Annotated in this window: 14 protein-coding genes and 1 pseudogene; 7 read left to right on the top strand and 8 right to left on the bottom strand. The window is 49.5% G+C overall.

All coding sequences use genetic code 11. The features are described from left to right. Positions 1–352: 352 nt before the first annotated feature. Positions 353–1747, top strand: coding sequence for an ABC transporter substrate-binding protein (locus CHH75_RS07985; RefSeq protein WP_095263845.1), 1395 nt, complete (start codon positions 353–355; stop codon positions 1745–1747). Positions 1748–1836: 89 nt separating this feature from the next. Here the strand turns inward: CHH75_RS07985 and CHH75_RS07990 are convergent, their stop codons facing one another. Further along, the gene (locus CHH75_RS07990) at positions 1837–2619 is read right to left on the bottom strand and encodes a helix-turn-helix transcriptional regulator (RefSeq protein ID WP_095263846.1); all 783 of its coding nucleotides are present in this window, start codon (positions 2617–2619) and stop codon (positions 1837–1839) included. A 289-nt stretch (positions 2620–2908) separates the two neighbouring features. Here CHH75_RS07990 and xynC point away from each other — a divergent pair, with 289 nt between their 5' ends. Then, positions 2909–4174 (top strand): glucuronoarabinoxylan endo-1,4-beta-xylanase XynC, encoded by a 1266-nt coding sequence (xynC, locus tag CHH75_RS07995; protein ID WP_095263847.1) that lies wholly within the window; start codon positions 2909–2911, stop codon positions 4172–4174. Positions 4175–4496: 322 nt separating this feature from the next. On the opposite strand, the gene CHH75_RS08000 is transcribed toward xynC, so the two are convergent. The 7 genes from CHH75_RS08000 to CHH75_RS08030 form a co-directional block, all read right to left on the bottom strand. Further along, positions 4497–4922: a VOC family protein gene (locus CHH75_RS08000; RefSeq protein ID WP_095263848.1), complete on the bottom strand. Its 426-nt coding sequence runs from the start codon at positions 4920–4922 to the stop codon at positions 4497–4499. A 72-nt stretch (positions 4923–4994) separates the two neighbouring features. Next, a complete protein-coding gene (locus CHH75_RS08005; RefSeq protein WP_095263849.1) occupies positions 4995–5777 on the bottom strand; it encodes a helix-turn-helix transcriptional regulator in 783 nt (260 codons plus the stop codon). Positions 5778–6192: 415 nt separating this feature from the next. Then, complete coding sequence (locus CHH75_RS08010) at positions 6193–7044, bottom strand: DUF4097 family beta strand repeat-containing protein (RefSeq protein ID WP_095263850.1); 852 nt, start codon at positions 7042–7044, stop codon at positions 6193–6195. Between the two features lie 37 nt (positions 7045–7081). Further along, on the bottom strand, positions 7082–9490 hold the full coding sequence (locus CHH75_RS08015; protein ID WP_095263851.1) for an ABC transporter permease: 2409 nt from the start codon (positions 9488–9490) through the stop codon (positions 7082–7084). Positions 9491–9494: 4 nt separating this feature from the next. Continuing rightward, positions 9495–10253: an ABC transporter ATP-binding protein gene (locus tag CHH75_RS08020; RefSeq protein WP_095397908.1), complete on the bottom strand. Its 759-nt coding sequence runs from the start codon at positions 10251–10253 to the stop codon at positions 9495–9497. Positions 10254–10342: 89 nt separating this feature from the next. Continuing rightward, positions 10343–11767 carry a HAMP domain-containing sensor histidine kinase gene (locus tag CHH75_RS08025; RefSeq protein ID WP_095397909.1) on the bottom strand — a complete coding sequence of 475 codons (1425 nt, stop codon included), beginning with the start codon at positions 11765–11767 and terminating at the stop codon, positions 10343–10345. A 20-nt stretch (positions 11768–11787) separates the two neighbouring features. Continuing rightward, positions 11788–12486 (bottom strand): response regulator transcription factor, encoded by a 699-nt coding sequence (locus CHH75_RS08030; RefSeq protein ID WP_095397910.1) that lies wholly within the window; start codon positions 12484–12486, stop codon positions 11788–11790. 266 nt (positions 12487–12752) lie between these two features. On the opposite strand from CHH75_RS08030, the gene CHH75_RS08035 reads away from it, so the two are divergent. From CHH75_RS08035 to CHH75_RS08050, 5 genes and pseudogenes are all read left to right on the top strand, one after another. Further along, positions 12753–13706, top strand: coding sequence for an ACP S-malonyltransferase (locus CHH75_RS08035; RefSeq protein ID WP_095397911.1), 954 nt, complete (start codon positions 12753–12755; stop codon positions 13704–13706). Next, positions 13703–14335, top strand: a complete 633-nt coding sequence (locus tag CHH75_RS08040) for a thioesterase II family protein (RefSeq protein ID WP_095397912.1) — start codon at positions 13703–13705, stop codon at positions 14333–14335. The genes CHH75_RS08035 and CHH75_RS08040 overlap by 4 nt, the downstream gene beginning before the upstream one ends. A gap of 84 nt (positions 14336–14419) precedes the next feature. Further along, positions 14420–14572: pseudogene (locus CHH75_RS08045) on the top strand (diaminobutyrate--2-oxoglutarate transaminase); the annotation flags it as partial. Between the two features lie 138 nt (positions 14573–14710). Further along, the gene (locus CHH75_RS24805; RefSeq protein WP_176475496.1) at positions 14711–14887 is read left to right on the top strand and encodes a hypothetical protein; all 177 of its coding nucleotides are present in this window, start codon (positions 14711–14713) and stop codon (positions 14885–14887) included. Beyond that, entirely contained in the window at positions 14887–15579 is a 693-nt protein-coding gene (locus tag CHH75_RS08050; RefSeq protein ID WP_095397913.1) for a 4'-phosphopantetheinyl transferase family protein, read from the top strand. Before CHH75_RS24805 ends, CHH75_RS08050 begins: the two co-directional genes overlap by 1 nt. Positions 15580–15818 lie beyond the last annotated feature (239 nt).

Here is a 15818-nt window from a genome sequence, read left to right on the forward strand (position 1 = left end):
TCGTTCGGCCATCCTGAAGTTTAGTGATAGCTCAAGTCTCTTACTTGTGATACAAAGGACAGTAGATTTTGCTTCCAAATCGTACATAAAGGGCACGCCCTTCATGTACGATTTTTTGGTTTCCGATTAGTTTCTCGGTTTTTTAACCCGCTGTGTATAAAAAGATCAGTGGGTTTTTATACGTGGAGAAGGAGAATTAGTATCCAGTTTAACTGGTAACGCGCTTTTTAATATTTACAAATCATGTTTAGTTTCTCTATGGTTCGTTTTCGTAAGCAGTTATATGATCTTGGTGAGCATCAAAATGAAAGCGCTGCATATTCATGCAGCCATTAAGGGGGGGAAATAGCGCATGTGGATGCGTAAAATCAGTCTGCTGTTATGCAGTCTGATTCTGGTGATCATGACGGCATGCAGCAGCAGCCTGGGAGGTGATGCGAAGACAGTCGACCCCGACAAAGCGGAAGAGGCCGTCAACGCGCCTGCGGAAGCGACAAACGAGCAGCCGACAAACGATTCAAGCAGCCAGGGAGTATTAACCGGTACGTCTGAGATGGATTTTGATATGGGCGGCCGCACCATCAAATGGGTGTCCTGGTATGACGAGTCCATCCAGGAAGACAACCCTGACAACATTGAACGGAAACATAACTTGGAAGAGCTGATGAAAAAACATAATTTCAAAATGGAATACGTAGTCGTGGATTTCGGCGAGTACCAGGATAAGGTGACAGCCTCGCTGGTGGCGGGCGAACCGATCGGCGACATCATCCGGGTAGCGCGGCCATGGATGATTCCGACGCTGGTCAATCAAGGATTGTTCGCGCCGGTGGATGAATACACGAAGAATGAGAAGGTATTTATCCAGCAGTACACGAACGAGTACTCCCAATACGAAGGAAGGGGCTACGGGTTCAGGACCGGCATTAACGGCGCGTCATCCGGCATTTTCTATAACCGCACGTTAATGAATCAATTGGGCATGAAGCCACTGCAGGACTACGTCAACGAAGACAACTGGAACTGGGGGACGTTCATTCAGGTCGCGAAAGAAGCAAACAAAGATTCCAATAACGACGGCAAGTTAGATATTTGGGGTCTTGCATCCGCTTCCTTGCTGGTTCCTGCCATGGCCTCGAACGAAGCGAATCTGGTCATTCTCGATCAACAAGGACTCGAGGATCCCAAAACCTTGGAAGTGCTGAACTTCTTGTCGCGTCTCGCAACCGAGTCGGTGGGGAGGCCAACGGAAGGGGGAGACTGGACCGAGCCGGGCCAATTTTTTCGCCAAGGCAACACATTGATGGTTGCAGGCAGCGATTATGAAATGGAAAACTTCAAGCAGGACATGCCGGATTACGATATCGGATTTCTCCCATTTCCGAGAGGGCCAAGCGCATCAAGCTATCATTCGCATAATACGATCCCGAATTACCTGACGATTCCAAGCGCCGTAGAGCATCCCGAACGTCTGGTGTATATCTACGAGAAAATCAACGATATCGACTCGATCTACGACTATCCGAAACAATCTACGCTGGAGACTTTATTCAGCAACGAGGACGATATTCAGAATGCCAAGCTGGCCGGTGAGAGCATTAAAGTGATTGATACCGAGAGCGGATACCCATCCATGCCATATTACGAATTTATAGGGGAAATCATGGAAGGCATCCCGGTATCGACGGTCGTCGAGAAATATAAAGGGCCGTTCCAGGCGGCGATTGATGCGGTTTGGAAAAAGTAATCATGGTCTCAAAAGGAATCTAGGCCAGTCCTCCCGGCGTATTGAAGGGAAGAGTCAGGTACAGCGTTACAGATGGAAGCGACTTTAGATCAATGCCTTTTAACGGCAGACGGTGGATAGCCTTTCGCTTCCTTGAACACTTTGCTGAAATAGGAAAGATCTTGAAAGCCGCAGGATTCAGCGGCTTCCGTCACGGTAACGCCGCCGGCCATCAGCATGATTTCAGCATTATTGACACGTACCCGCTGCAGGTATTCCTTGTAGGTCGAACCGGTATTCTTTTTGAATAGTTTCCCTAAATAAACGGGATGGAGGTTGAACTGCTCGGCAAAGTCGTTTAACGACAAGTCTTCCGCATAGTGTTCTTCAATGAAGGAAGTCAGCTTCTTGATTCGCGGATCGATAGGCATGATCGTTTGGCGATGCATGCCGTGAAGGAGCCGATGGAGAATGAGTTCGAACAATGCACGGGCATGAATCATATAAAACGGTTGTTTATTCATCCACACGTGGTTGAACTCCCGGATGTAGGCAAGAATCTCCTTGGTGATCAATTTCTTCGTAACGACGCCAAACGGAAGCCGGATATGATTGTGCGGCTCGGCCCAGAAAAAATTGAAAGGATACGCATGCATGGGAGATTCCTTGAAGGTATGGGCTTCCCGTACGCTTCCTCTGGGTACGTACACCAGATCGCCCGCCTCAACTGCAAATTTTTTGCCGTCAATGTAGTAGTTTGCCCGGCCATTAACGACGAACGTCAAATCGTGAAACCCGATGCGGGCCTTCTGAATTCTCCAATCCGGATAACATTTGCGGTCCACGAACAGAAAAACATTCGGTACGAGATGAGGGTGATATTCAAGCTCCAAGCGAAGATCGCCTCCTTTTAAAACAAATTGTAATGTCCCAAGGATCATTTACAACCTGTGATTGGATTGTATTTAACATGGAATCACCATGGAATCTCCGCTTGTGATTATCGAAATTGTCAAATGCGAGAAGGGAACGGAAGACGCTCGGCGTGCTGTTTGTTTAGCTAAGGCGATTAACCGATTGTTAGCGGAGCAAGCGATGGAGTGGAATTGACAAGCTGGATAGGTATTCAACCGAGTACGCTCTGATTCACGAAACCAAAAATTATTAGGGAGGAGCATTTTCATGAATTCATGGATTAAAAAAGCATTATGTACATGTTTGTCTCTTGTCATTGCATTGTCTCTTATGGCGGTACCTGGTGATGTTTCCGCAGCTAGTGACGCCGTCGTGAATGTATCGTCGGAGAAACAAGTGATTCGCGGTTTCGGAGGCATTAACCACCCGGCATGGATCGGCGATTTGACGGCAGCACAGAGAGAGACCGCTTTCGGGAACGGGCCGAATCAGTTAGGCTTCTCGATACTAAGAATCTACGTGCATGAAGACCGAAATCAATGGTACCGCGAGCTGGAGACGGCCAAACGAGCCATTGCTCTTGGAGCTATTGTCTTTGCTTCGCCATGGAATCCGCCCGCCGACATGATTGAGACCTTCAACCGTAACGGCGTGTCCGCAAAACGACTTCGATACGACAAATATGCCGCGTATGCCCAGCATCTTAACGATTTCGTGACGTACATGAGAAACAATGGCGTCGATCTGTATGCGATATCCGTCCAAAACGAGCCCGATTATGCACATGACTGGACATGGTGGACACCGCAGGAAATGCTTCGGTTTATGAAAGAAAATGCCGGATCGATCAACACGAGAGTCATCGCGCCGGAATCGTTCCAGTATCTGAAAAATATGTCGGATCCGATTTTGAATGATCCCCAGGCGCTTGCCAATATGGATATTCTCGGCGCTCATCTGTACGGGACCCCGATCAGCAATTTCGCTTATCCGCTATTCAAACAAAAAGGAGCGGGAAAAGATCTCTGGATGACGGAGGTATACTATCCGAACAGCGACAACAACTCGGCGGATCGCTGGCCCGAAGCCCTGGATGTGTCTTACCATATCCACAACGCGATGGTAGAGGGCGATTTTCAAGCTTACGTATGGTGGTATATCCGCAGATCTTACGGCCCGATGAAGGAGGATGGCACGATCAGCAAACGCGGCTACAATATGGCTCATTTCTCCAAGTTTGTCCGCCCCGGCTATGTCAGGGTGGATGCCACGAAAAATCCTGAATCCAACGTTTACGTATCAGCTTATAAAGGTGACAACAAAATCGTTATCGTTGCGATTAACCGGAGCAGCGTTGGGGTCAATCAGAACTTTGTCCTGCAAAACGGATCGGTTTCGCAGGTATCAAGGTGGATCACGAGCAGCAATAGCAATCTCCAGCCAGGAACATCTCTCAATGTAACAGGGCGCAATTTCTGGGCTCATCTTCCCGCGCAAAGCGTTACAACTTTTGTGGGTGAACTCGGGCGGTAACATACCGATAATGCATAGGAATCAAAGTTCAAGATAAAGGGCTCTGTCTTCAGATCGTACAGGACGACTTGGAAGGACAGCTCTTTGTTCTGGCTGCAAATTAGTCAGCTGCCCCTCGATGCTCAGACGCATTATATTTCAGGCGGTTTACCTTTAGGCTCCATAATTATATAAGCCTTCAAACACAGAAATTGCTCGACTGTTGTTTGAAGGCTTTTTATCATGCATCCATTAAAAGATAGATCGTCTGCACCTAGTTAAACAGGGGATGAGACTCCATTGCAGACGGGCTTGTGGACATGTACGCTACATCGTTAATTCTTCATGAGGGTTGATCGGTCACAATCTGCCATTCAATCCCGAATTTATCGATGACTTGACCTGTGGCCGGGCTAAATCCCGTTTCCTGGAGCGGCATGATTTCCTTCCCACCGTTTTGCAAAAGGGAAAAGAGTTTTCTCGCGGTTTCGGCATCTTTAACAACGATCATTAAGTTGATGGAAGAGCCGGGCTGCGGAGTTTGGCCGGGAAGGTAATCGGCCAGCATGATCTCGGAATTTCCGATTTTCAGGTGAGCGTGCATCACGCGTCCTTCATTCTCCGGTGTAACCTCAATCCCCATTTCTCCAGGCCAGTCCCTTAAATACTCTTGTCCAATGATTTCCGCACCGAAGAGCTCCTGGTAAAATTGAATGGCTTCCTGGGCCCTGCCGTCCAGCATCAGATATGGCGTAATGACGATATCCATCGTTATCCCATTCCTTTCTGTTGTAAATAGAAGTACAAGTTCATACTGACAGAAAAACGAGCGAATAACTTCTCATGCATTGCGGTTTTTTAATGAGTCTGCGAGCAGCTTCAGGACATTGACCACGATGGGCGGGTCTTCCGGGAGGGCTTCACGCAGCGTGATTGTAAAGGCTTGGTTGTGATCCTGGGGGAAACGCACTTGGTGCTGCACACGGCCGCGCAAGCAATCATCCAGTACGAAGTAACGCATCGGATTGAAGGTTTTCTCAATCGAACATGCAAGGAGATAGTAGGTCCCGTTTGGAATATGTTCAAAAAGATGCGTGTGCTTCTTGGTGAGTGCGACTCCGACCACCGGCCGGTGATTGGGGATGGGGCTGTGGAATAATCCTACAAACGTAACTCCGGCTTGGTAGCCTTCGGGATAACGGACGGACACAAGACATCGACTTGTTTCCGATGCAAGCGGGGCCTCGTGATGGCCAATAACCGTTGCATCCGTTTCTTCACATTTCTTGGCCACGCTGTAAAGCGCTTCGACTTGCTGCTTATACTCGCGGGGAGAGAGTCCGGTTTTTCTTGTGAATGTGGTAGAGAACGTGCCGATGCTGGAATAACCTGCATCATATCCGGAATGAGTCACAGAATGTTCATGCCGGAGCAGGGCCTGTTTGGCGAACTCGACTTTTAATGAAGACAAATAATCCGCTGCTGAAAATCCTGTCAAACGCTTGAATTCTCGGCTGAAATGATACTTGCTGTAACCGAAATGGTTGGCGACTTGTTCCACGGTGATATCTTGTGTGACAGATGCTTGCATATACGCAAGAATGTCAGGAATCCGTTCCTTCACGGTCCTGCTCCTTTCGCTGACTCAGTTCATTTTAGTTTACTGTACCATAAATCCAGTCCACCGGGGAACAATCTAAACGGCAAGCATAAGTGCTCTATTAAAGTGTCATGATGCAGCCTTTGCATCAGTATCCCTTTCATTCAGGGAGCATAGGAGCGGGGAAGGGAGCAGAAGCAAGAGGGAGGAACAAAGAAAAATGAAGTAAATAGCAGCGGATGGAGATTACTAACGATCTGCTTGATTCGATTTGAAAAATTGGGCATCCCTACATGGCTCAAGCTCCATAGGTTGTTTCTTCTTACTAACCTTGTCTGTTTCTGCTGCCTGACCAAACGGGATAATCATGCAAGGGCTCGAAAAAAGTGGAAGTAACCAAAAGCCGCTCCGATGGTAGGAGCGGCTTCTGTAATCCTGATTATTCTACCGTAATCGAGCCGACGGAGGAGGTCAGCGTAATCAGTGGACCGCCGCCATTCACATCGCTTTTTCCTTTGCTTGCTCCGCTGACGCGCCCTAGATCCGTTGTAATTCTTAAGCTGTATGAAGCATCCGGGGGAAGCTTGGCGGTAATCGTGCCGACATCGGTGGTGGCTTTCAAGGCGCTTCCGCTCTCGATTCCGTCGAGCTGAATACGCAGGTTGCCAAGCTCGGATTGCACACTGGATTTGCCCTTCAGGTTCGCTTCGTTGATGCGAATCACACCGACGCTGTTGAATACGTTGTATTCGCCATCCAATCCACTTAATCCGATTTCGCCGACATCTGTCGAAATATCGAAATGAGTGACTTTGGCAGGCAGCTGCACTTCATAGTTGATCCCGAATTTGGAGTCTCCAAATTTTCGCTCGGCCCAAGTCCATAAGTCTGTTTCCGGATCTCCCTGGGGGTGGGCGACAACAACCATCTGATCACCTTCTACCCGTACCGAAATGCCCGCTTCCTTGACGATTTCTTCCATCATCGTCTTGTACCGGTGGTTATTCGAGGTTTGAAGTGATGCCTTCACACTCAGCGTATCATCCGGACTTGCGGATACCTCAATGTTGCCTACGGAATTTTCGATCTTCACAGCTTCCGTGATGCCATCCTCCATGATGACACTCAGATCTTCTCTCACGCTGTTGCTGAGCATCTGATCATACCACTTAGCAGCCGAGCTTGACGTTTCATCGGCTGTGCTGCTTTCGCCTTGGGAACTGTCGCAGCCGGAAAGGACAAGCATGGAACCAAGTGCGGCGAGCAGCAACTTCTGTATATTTTTATTCATGATCATCAGCTCCTTGTTATTTACGGCTAGGCAGCCGTTATTCTACCACCAGGATGCGCGGAGAGGATTTCTGAACCACTTTGGAAGCTCCCCACGCACCAAGCGCTGCTGCGATAATACTCACGGATGCAATTGCAGCGACTCCTCCAGAATGGAGGATCATAGGTAGCTCCACAATGCCGTAGCCGACGAGGATACTCTGCAGCAGGTTCGGAAGACCATAGATGCCGATCACGATCCCCAGCAGCGCGCCGAGTATGGAAAGCGCGGCAATGCCGAGCGTAATGGACGTCCGTATCTGCCGGGAGGTCATTCCAAGTGACTTATAGATGCCGTAATTCCGGCTTTCCTTGCGGATATTGATCCGGCATGTGCTATAGATAATGATGAAGGTGACGATGGTAAACAACAATCCGATGAAGCTCATCGGGTAGATCATAATGTTGGCCGCTTCCGTAAAGACGGAGTCGAGCAGTGTTTGCTGCGTTACGATAGACGCCGAATCTTGGAAGGCCTCATTAAGATCGCTGACAACGCCATCCGCCTCGGTCACGTCATGAAGATTTATAAACGCAACATCCAGCAGGTCAAAGGACGGATTGGCGGCTCTGGCAGCATCGATGGTGACGCGCGCGGAATACGAAGAATTCGAGATCGCCTGATAGATGCCGGTAATGAGCAGCGTCTGCTTGTTTCCTTCAATATAGACATCGACCGTATCGCCGATCGTTTTGTTTAACGTTCGTGCTACGTTGACGCCGAGGGCAATTTCGTTCTTGTAGTGCGGATTATATCCGGATACGGTGTCAAAGCCCATCTGCTCGTAGCTGCCGTCCAGCACGCTTAAATAGATGCTTAGCGGGCTGCTGCCCTCCGCGGATCCAGAGGCCGATTCATCGGCGATCATCGCCGTTGTATTGCCCTGCCACCCGATATCCTTGATTCTTGGATCGTTTGCAACAGCCTGCTCAAATTGCTCGCGAGGGAAGGTCATTTTATTAATGACCAAGGCGGAGATGTTGGCTGAATCATATCCCCACTTGGCGGCGGTTTGCTGAATGCCGAAAATGCTGTTGAGAACGATGAACCCAAGCACCAGTACAGAGGAAGCCAGCGTCGTTAGAATCAGCATCAGAACAGAGCCTTTTCTGTTCTTGATCAGATTTCTGATGCCGAGGACAGCCATTACAGGCAGGTTGCCAAACCCGATTTTGCTGGTGCCATCGGCATTCATTCTTTGGGCGAACTTGCTGCTCTTCGCCTCGGACATGCCAAAGCGTATCGCTTGTACAGGCTGGACGTGGCGGGCCTTTCGTGCGTACAACGCCACAAACAGGATGACCACCGCGAATAAGAACACACCGACAAGCACGGCGGCATCCAATCCCCGAATCTCCATCTGCGTATTGCTGGTGCTCAAAGAGGAGACCGACATGCCGATCACAATTTTGGACAGCATGCGGCTGAGCGCAAGTCCAGGGATGACGGCGATGAAAGCCAGCAAGCCGTACTGCATCATATAGGTTCCAATCGTATTGCTGGAGGTCATGCCCAGCGACTTGAGAATGCCGATCGTTTTGTAATTGGCGAGAACGGCATCCGAAATGGTGAATCCGATAGTAATCAAGGCAATCAGCATCATGACCAGGCCGAGGAAAATCATGATGAAACCGACAATCTGACCGATGATCAGGTAGAAGGAGGAGATCGCCTCAAACTCCATTTTGGTCTCAAGGAACGGCCCGCCGAGCGCGGCTTCAAAGTCGGACCAATAGGCTGCATTTCTGTCATAGTCGTCAAACCGCAACCCCGTCATGTAAGCATCCTGTCCAGGCAGCGGAGCGATCTGCTCCTGATAATCGTCCGTGTTCATCCAGATGCGGGACGTATTGGTGAACGGTGCGCCGAATGGAACGTCAACGACAACTGCGGATATGCTGAGCGGCAGCTGTCCGGACCCGATATGAAAGCTGACGGTGTCCCCGACAGACATTCCGTAAGCATTGGCCATGGAGGTAGGAACCCAGACGGTGCCTTTGGCCGGCGAAGCACTTTCTGTTCCTTCTGCAAAAACCAAATCATCCACCACAAACGGGCGCTCCGGCGTCTGCATCATATGCAGATAGGCGTTCGGAATGTTCTGGTTATCGTAGGTGATGCCCGATAAGGTCCGGTATGGCAGCAGCTTGGAGACGGATACGCCTTCTTGGGCTTCCCACCATTGATGGACGAGCTGCGGATCATGGAGCCCCTTTTCCTGCATGATGATCTGATGTGAGCCGTTCGTTTTCTTGTGCATATCAAAGAACATATTGCCTGTATTGGCAATGATGATCGTTGCCGTTGTCACCAGCAACGTAGACAGCAAAATGAGCAGAAGGATGAACAGATTCTGAATTTTGTTCTTCCGGATATGTGACCAGCAAAGCGTCCAGATGGCGGCCATGCGATCACTCCTTCCCTGTTACAAACGCAAAAATCATCGCTTCCCGATCATGCGTATCATGGGCATCGTATTTATCAAACTCCAGGACGCCGCCAATTTTGCCGTCGCGGATATAAATGAGCCGGTCTGCCCGGCAAGCGGCTTTCATGTCGTGAGTGACCATAACGACGGATTGACCGTTGCGATTGATGTCGGTTAGGATGTCAAGAACCGCATGGCCGTGTTCAAAATTCAGGCTTCCCGTCGGTTCGTCCGCAAACACGATATCCGGGGAGTTAATCAAGGCTCTCGCAATGGCGGCACGCTGCTGCTGCCCGCCGGAGGTTTGAGCAGGCAGACGGCTGCCTTGCCCTGCGATTCCCATCGCTTTCATGAGGCTTTCAGCTTTTTTCTTAATATTCGATTTCTTCTGTCCGGCGATATAACCAGGCAAAGTAATGTTATCCAGAATGGACAGGTCCGGAACGAGATTGATGCTCTGATAGATGTAGCCGATTCTTCTCGAGCGAAAATCAGACAGCTCCTGCTCGGTGAAATTGTCGATGCGCTGATTCTGGAAATAAACCTCGCCGGCCGTTACGTTATCCAGCCCGCTGAGCATGTACAGCAGGGTGGACTTCCCGGAGCCGGAATTTCCCATAATGACAGTAAAATCTCCTTCATATATTTCCAGATCCAAATTACGGATGGCGTGATATTGTTCGCTGCCGCTGTTGTAAGTTTTACTGAGATTTTTAGCCGTTATAATCGCTGTCTTGGCCATACCCTCACCCCTATTTTATTTTCCTCCACTTTACCTTCAGAATGTTGCAGAAGGCTTATTAAGTTATTAATAAAGTATTACAGGCGGAATTAACATAGGGGCAGGGTGAAATAGAAGGTAGTTCCTTCGCCGTGTTTGCTTGTGAAAGAAATCGTTCCGCCATGTGCCTCGATAATGGTTTTGCATATCGACAGTCCTAGGCCGGTGCCGCGCTGCGGGGCAGAACCCGGGTTCCCCCGGAAATATCGCTCAAAAACAAAAGGCATATCCTGCGGACGAATTCCGCTGCCTGTATCGGCGATGATCACTTTCAGCATGCCGGCTTCAAGCTGAACATCAATTCGGATCGAGCCGCTCGGCGGGGTATGTTTCAGCGCGTTGGACACCAGGTTGGATATGACCTGTTCAATCCGAATGGCATCAATATAGATCAATACATTGGGGATTTCCTGAGGCCCGATGTAGGTCAGCTCGTTCGTGCGGACATAGTGGCCAATCGGCTTCAGAATCTTATGGAGAACCTCCCGGCTGTATTGCTCGCGGGGTTCGACGGTAATTTGACCCAGATCCTGCAGGGTCTGAAGAAGGAGATCCTCGACGAGCCTGGCCATTTTATCCGTATGCGTCCGCATAATTTCGACATACTCGAGCATCGTTTCCGTATCGGAACAGACGCCTTCCAGGATGGAGTCAATGTAGGCCTTGATCGTGGTAATTGGTGTTTTGATTTCATGTGAAATGTTGGTGATGAGTTCCTTCTGTGCTTTTTCCTGCTGGATTCTTTGCATGCTTAAATACATGATTTCAGTTCGCATCTGGTCAAACATCGAATACAATGCGCCCATTTCATTCAAGCTGGCATAGCTGGGCTGTTGTTCATAATTGCCCTTCAAGATGGCTTCAACGTGAAGCCTGAGCTCAAGAATTGGCGATATGAAGTGGGTGTGAATGGTCCGTTTCATCACGATGAGCAGCAAGATAAGGCAGAGGGTCACGAGCATGATAGCGGCAAAAGCAACAATGGGCCGATAGTCTGACTGCGCGGGAAACACCTGGGCTTCCGGAAGGAAGTACACGGCATTTCCCACCTGACGCAGGGAGCCTTCGTCAATGACAGGAAATGCGATCTGGAACAGCCCGTTGTTGTGCAGGCCGGAGTACATATCATAGCGCAGAAAACGGTTGATGTTATCTTGCGGGAGGGGCGGAAGAGCGTTTGAGCTGAACGATACAGACCCGTCCAATTCGACATAAGCCAGCCCGATCTCACGCTGGGTCGCCAGACGGTTTAATTCGGTCTGCACTTCAAGCGTCCCGATATGTTCATGATGCTGCTCCAAATAGAGCATCAGTGGATTGACGGCCAGGCGCACTTGATGAATGACGCTTTGGGGAGCCGCGTCCCTGCTGTCTGATAGAGCATAGGAAAGCAGATAGAAGCTGCCACCGAGCAGAGCTGCAAGCAGCAGCCATGCGATGGTCAGCGTTTTATTCGTCCAGCCCTTTAATGTCATGTCGCCTTGCCTCCTGTTGGTTAGTCTGCACTGAATTTATAGCCTACGCCCCATACGGTTTTGAGGTAGACGGGATTGGACGGGTCAGCTTCAAGCTTCTCCCGCAGCCGACGGATATACACGGTCACGGTATTCTCATCCCCGTAGTTGTCATATCCCCATACCGCATCCAGCAGTTGGGATTTGGAGAAGACCTGGTTCTTGTGGGAGGCTAAATGATAGAGCAGCTCAAATTCCTTGGCAGACAGCGACACTTCAGCTCCGTTTACGGCGGCGATATACGCTTTTTTGTTGATTTCAAGATGCCCGAAACGCAAAATATCCGGGTCCTGATGGACGGTACTGACGCTTTCATATCTGCGGAAATAAGCATTGATGCGCGCCAGCAGCTCCGTGATGGAAAAGGGCTTGGTCATATAGTCATCCGCCCCGAAGCCGAAACCGAGCACTTTATCCGTGTCGCTTCCTCTGGCGCTTAGGATCATGATCGGCACATTGTTCTTCTCCCGGATCTTGCGGCACAGATCGACGCCGTCCATGTCCGGGAGCATAATATCCAGGATGATATAGTCCGGTTCCAGCATGTCTAGGATGGTAAGCCCATCCTGACCGTTTCCGGCAACAGCAGCCTCGTAGTTATTTTTTATCAGGTAATCTGCCAGAATTCGAGAGATATCCTTTTCGTCTTCGATGATGAGAATCTTTTTTCGTCGAGACATTACCATTCTCCCATGCTGTAAGTTTTTTTTATCGAGAAATACGATATCTAAATTATGGCAAAGGGATAAAAATACTTCAAGCATAAAACATTTTTACGTTCTTTTTACACAAAACGATTGATTATAAAATCATAAAATGTGAGAATGATACGTATGTTGACGAATGGTATATTATGGAATAGTATAAACAACATGGTTGAAAAGTCTTAGGTTTCATAGTTTTGTAGTTGAATAGCACTAGTGATTCTGTGGAGAGGTGAGCGAGCTTGAAGAAAACAGCTTTTGTTTTTCCGGGACAGTCATCTCAGAGAATTGGTATGCTGACAGATCTGTATAGGGAAAGCGAACGGGTCAGGCACACTTTCGAAGAAGCTTCGGATGCCGTCGGGCTTGATATCGCGAGAATTTGCTTGGAAGGTCATCACGGGAGCCTGCAGGATATTTCGATCAGCGCTCCGGTCATTGTTACCGCTGGCATTGCAACCTTCAGACATCTTCAAAGCCAGTTTGGAATCACGCCTGCGGTCATGGCCGGGCATAGCCTTGGCGAATATACCGCGCTGGCCTGTGCCGGCGTCTTTACGCTGGAAGAGGTGCTGCCTGCTGTCGTATTTCGGTCCAGGCTGGCCCAGCGCGTGATGGAGGAAGAGCAGGGCGTCATGACCGTGATTACGAAACTGAACATCTCCGAAGTTGAGGAGCTTTGCAGGCATATGCGCCGCCGTGGCGGCAAAGTCTGGACAAGCTGTCTCAATGCCGAGTCTCAAGTGTGTGTGGGAGGAAGAGAAGCAGACCTTGAGATTCTTGAGCAACAAGTACTGAAAATGGGCGGATCCCTTCGCCGATTAATAGGGAACGCCCCTTACCATACCCCGCTGATGAGCACGATGATCGAGGAATTTGGCAACTATCTTCAATCATGCCAGCTTAGAACACCACAATTTCCTGTCGTCGCCAATGTGTCGACCAGGCCTTACACTGCATTTTCCATCATCGACAACCTGCTGCTGCAATTACAACACTCCGTTAAATGGCATCACACCATCGACTATATTCAGAGACAACACATTCATACGTTTATCGAGCTTGGAAGCGGGCAAATTCTATCCCGGCTTCTGAGACAGCATAGCAAGACGATCGAAATCTATAACTACGAAACGGCCGCAGACCGCAATCGCTTGGCCTCATCCCTGTCACAGCTTGCAGAGGTAAGCGCATGAGGCTGTACACCGTGCCGTATGCTGGCGGCTACTCGTTTACTTACCTGAAATGGAAGCCGCTGCTTGCCCAGGGAATCAAGCTTCATCCTATCGAGCTCCCCGGGCGAAGCGATGCGTCAAGAGACAGGCTGTGCTCGACCATCGAGGAGATGGCGGTACATTGCCTTCGCCACATCGAAGCGGATCAGGAGCCCTATGCTTTGTTCGGTCACAGCATGGGCGCCTACGTGGTGCTGGAGGTGTACCGGGCGCTTGAAGCGAGGGGGCTGCCGTTGCCGGAGCATCTAATTCTGTCCGGCATGAAGCCGCCGCATTTGTATGAGAACAAGAACCATCACTTGCTGGACGAAGCCAGCTTCAGAACGAAAATGCTGGAAATGGGCGGCATCCCGTCACTGCTGGTGAACGAGGATGATTTTGCTGCGACCTTGTTCCGGCTTCTTCGAAACGACCTTCGTGCTGTAGAGCTGTACAGCTGGAAAGGAGAATTGCCTGTCTTCAGCTGCGATGTCAGCCTGTTTAACAGCGAGACCGACATTCGCCGCGAACACAAGCTCGAGTGGAATCGGTATTCCCGGAGGCCGTGCGGCTACTATTCATTCCGCGGAACGCATTTTTTTTGTGAATGAGCGAACAGCCGACATCGTACAAGTGATCAATCAATTGCTTTGCCAGGAAGCAACCGTAATCGAATCACGAGAGGGTGGTAGACGTTGATAACGTTTGAAATGCATGAATCCAATGTCCGTTCGTATTGCCGCTGGTTTAACGATGTGTTTACCGGAGCAAAGAACGATGTCATTTTCGGCGAATCCGGGCGCGCTTACCTAGACTTTTTTGCAGGGGCGGGGGCTCTGAATTATGGCGCGGCAAGACCGGGCCGGGGATAGGGCCGAGAAGGATTACATCATCAGCCGGACCTGCGAATTATTTGGCTCCTACCATGAGAGATAAGTACACGGAGGGCCCTGTATGGTCAAGATCAGAGTGCTGATTTACCGCCAATGAACGTGTCCGGGAATCAGGAGGGGAAAGGGGCTGCATATGAGGGCAAGACCACGAATGTGTATGTGTCTGGTAACCGGCTGCAATTCAGCTCGTTCTGTCCGAAAGGGGAGGAAGAAGCGTTGAGGGCGCATTTGGACCGCTTTTTGGAAGGAATGTTTCAGGAGGATTTATAATGCCAGAGGTGTACATGGTTCAGCTGGACCCGCGCATTGGCCGGTCTCTCACCGATCAGGTGGTTCGTCATTTGTCAGCAGAAAGGCAACTCCGGGTTGAGAAATTCAGAAATTATATGGATGCAAGGCGTTCCATTACGGCAGAGCTGCTGGTTAGGAGGCTGGCAATGGATCAGCTGGGGGTGCGGAATGAAGATATTGTTTTTGGTGAGAACTCTTATAACAAGCCTTATCTCGTATCCAGCCCCCATTTTCATTATAATCTCTCTCATTCGGGCGAGTGGGTGGTGTGTGCGGTTGATCAACAGCCGGTTGGCATTGATATTGAGCAGATCAAACCGATCGAACTGGATATCGCCAAAAATTTCTTTACGACCGCCGAGTACAACCGGCTGATGGAGGCGGATGAGGCCCAGCGGCTGGAGCAGTTTTATCAGTTGTGGACGTTGAAAGAAAGCTATATTAAAGCGGTGGGGCAAGGCTTGTCCATCCCGCTGGACTCCTTCTCATTTCGGCATGAGAACGGTGATGACCGTTTCACTCTGGAGTCTCCTGCCGCAGAGCCATACCATTTGACGGCCACCCGCCTGCCGCCTAATTATGTGATGGCGGTATGTGCGATGGAAGAAGCAGCGATAGATCCGGTTGCTGTGAACGAACAAGAGCTGCTCGATGGATTTCTTCGTCTGTAGACGAAAGAATGACCGTATATAAGCAAGTGAAATTATCTGCCTCGGAATTGGGTAGCCGATTCTTGAGGCAGATTTTTTGTGGGCATATAAACAACATAGCTGAACTGTCTCCATCAATATTAACCATAATTTATAAGAAAATCATAATTATATATTCCTATGAATATATGTGGCATTCACAAGGTATAAATTTGTGAACTTCAACGGGAAAGCTCTTTAATTTGTCTAGTATATCTTTA

Source organism: Paenibacillus sp. 7541 (assembly GCF_002276395.1).
GTDB lineage: Bacteria > Bacillota > Bacilli > Paenibacillales > Paenibacillaceae > Paenibacillus_AQ > Paenibacillus_AQ campinasensis.

What these genes read in the sequence shown, in the direction of transcription:
- CHH75_RS07985 (WP_095263845.1), top strand. Translation starts at nt 353, where the DNA reads ATGTGGATGCGTAAAATCAGTCTGCTGTTATGCAGTCTGATTCTGGTG.
- xynC (WP_095263847.1), top strand. Translation starts at nt 2,909, where the DNA reads ATGAATTCATGGATTAAAAAAGCATTATGTACATGTTTGTCTCTTGTC.
- CHH75_RS08000 (WP_095263848.1), bottom strand. Translation starts at nt 4,922, where the DNA reads ATGGATATCGTCATTACGCCATATCTGATGCTGGACGGCAGGGCCCAG.
- CHH75_RS08010 (WP_095263850.1), bottom strand. Translation starts at nt 7,044, where the DNA reads ATGAATAAAAATATACAGAAGTTGCTGCTCGCCGCACTTGGTTCCATG.
- CHH75_RS08015 (WP_095263851.1), bottom strand. Translation starts at nt 9,490, where the DNA reads ATGGCCGCCATCTGGACGCTTTGCTGGTCACATATCCGGAAGAACAAA.
- CHH75_RS08020 (WP_095397908.1), bottom strand. Translation starts at nt 10,253, where the DNA reads ATGGCCAAGACAGCGATTATAACGGCTAAAAATCTCAGTAAAACTTAC.
- CHH75_RS08025 (WP_095397909.1), bottom strand. Translation starts at nt 11,767, where the DNA reads ATGACATTAAAGGGCTGGACGAATAAAACGCTGACCATCGCATGGCTG.
- CHH75_RS08030 (WP_095397910.1), bottom strand. Translation starts at nt 12,486, where the DNA reads ATGTCTCGACGAAAAAAGATTCTCATCATCGAAGACGAAAAGGATATC.
- CHH75_RS08040 (WP_095397912.1), top strand. Translation starts at nt 13,703, where the DNA reads ATGAGGCTGTACACCGTGCCGTATGCTGGCGGCTACTCGTTTACTTAC.
- CHH75_RS24805 (WP_176475496.1), top strand. Translation starts at nt 14,711, where the DNA reads ATGAACGTGTCCGGGAATCAGGAGGGGAAAGGGGCTGCATATGAGGGC.
- CHH75_RS08050 (WP_095397913.1), top strand. Translation starts at nt 14,887, where the DNA reads ATGCCAGAGGTGTACATGGTTCAGCTGGACCCGCGCATTGGCCGGTCT.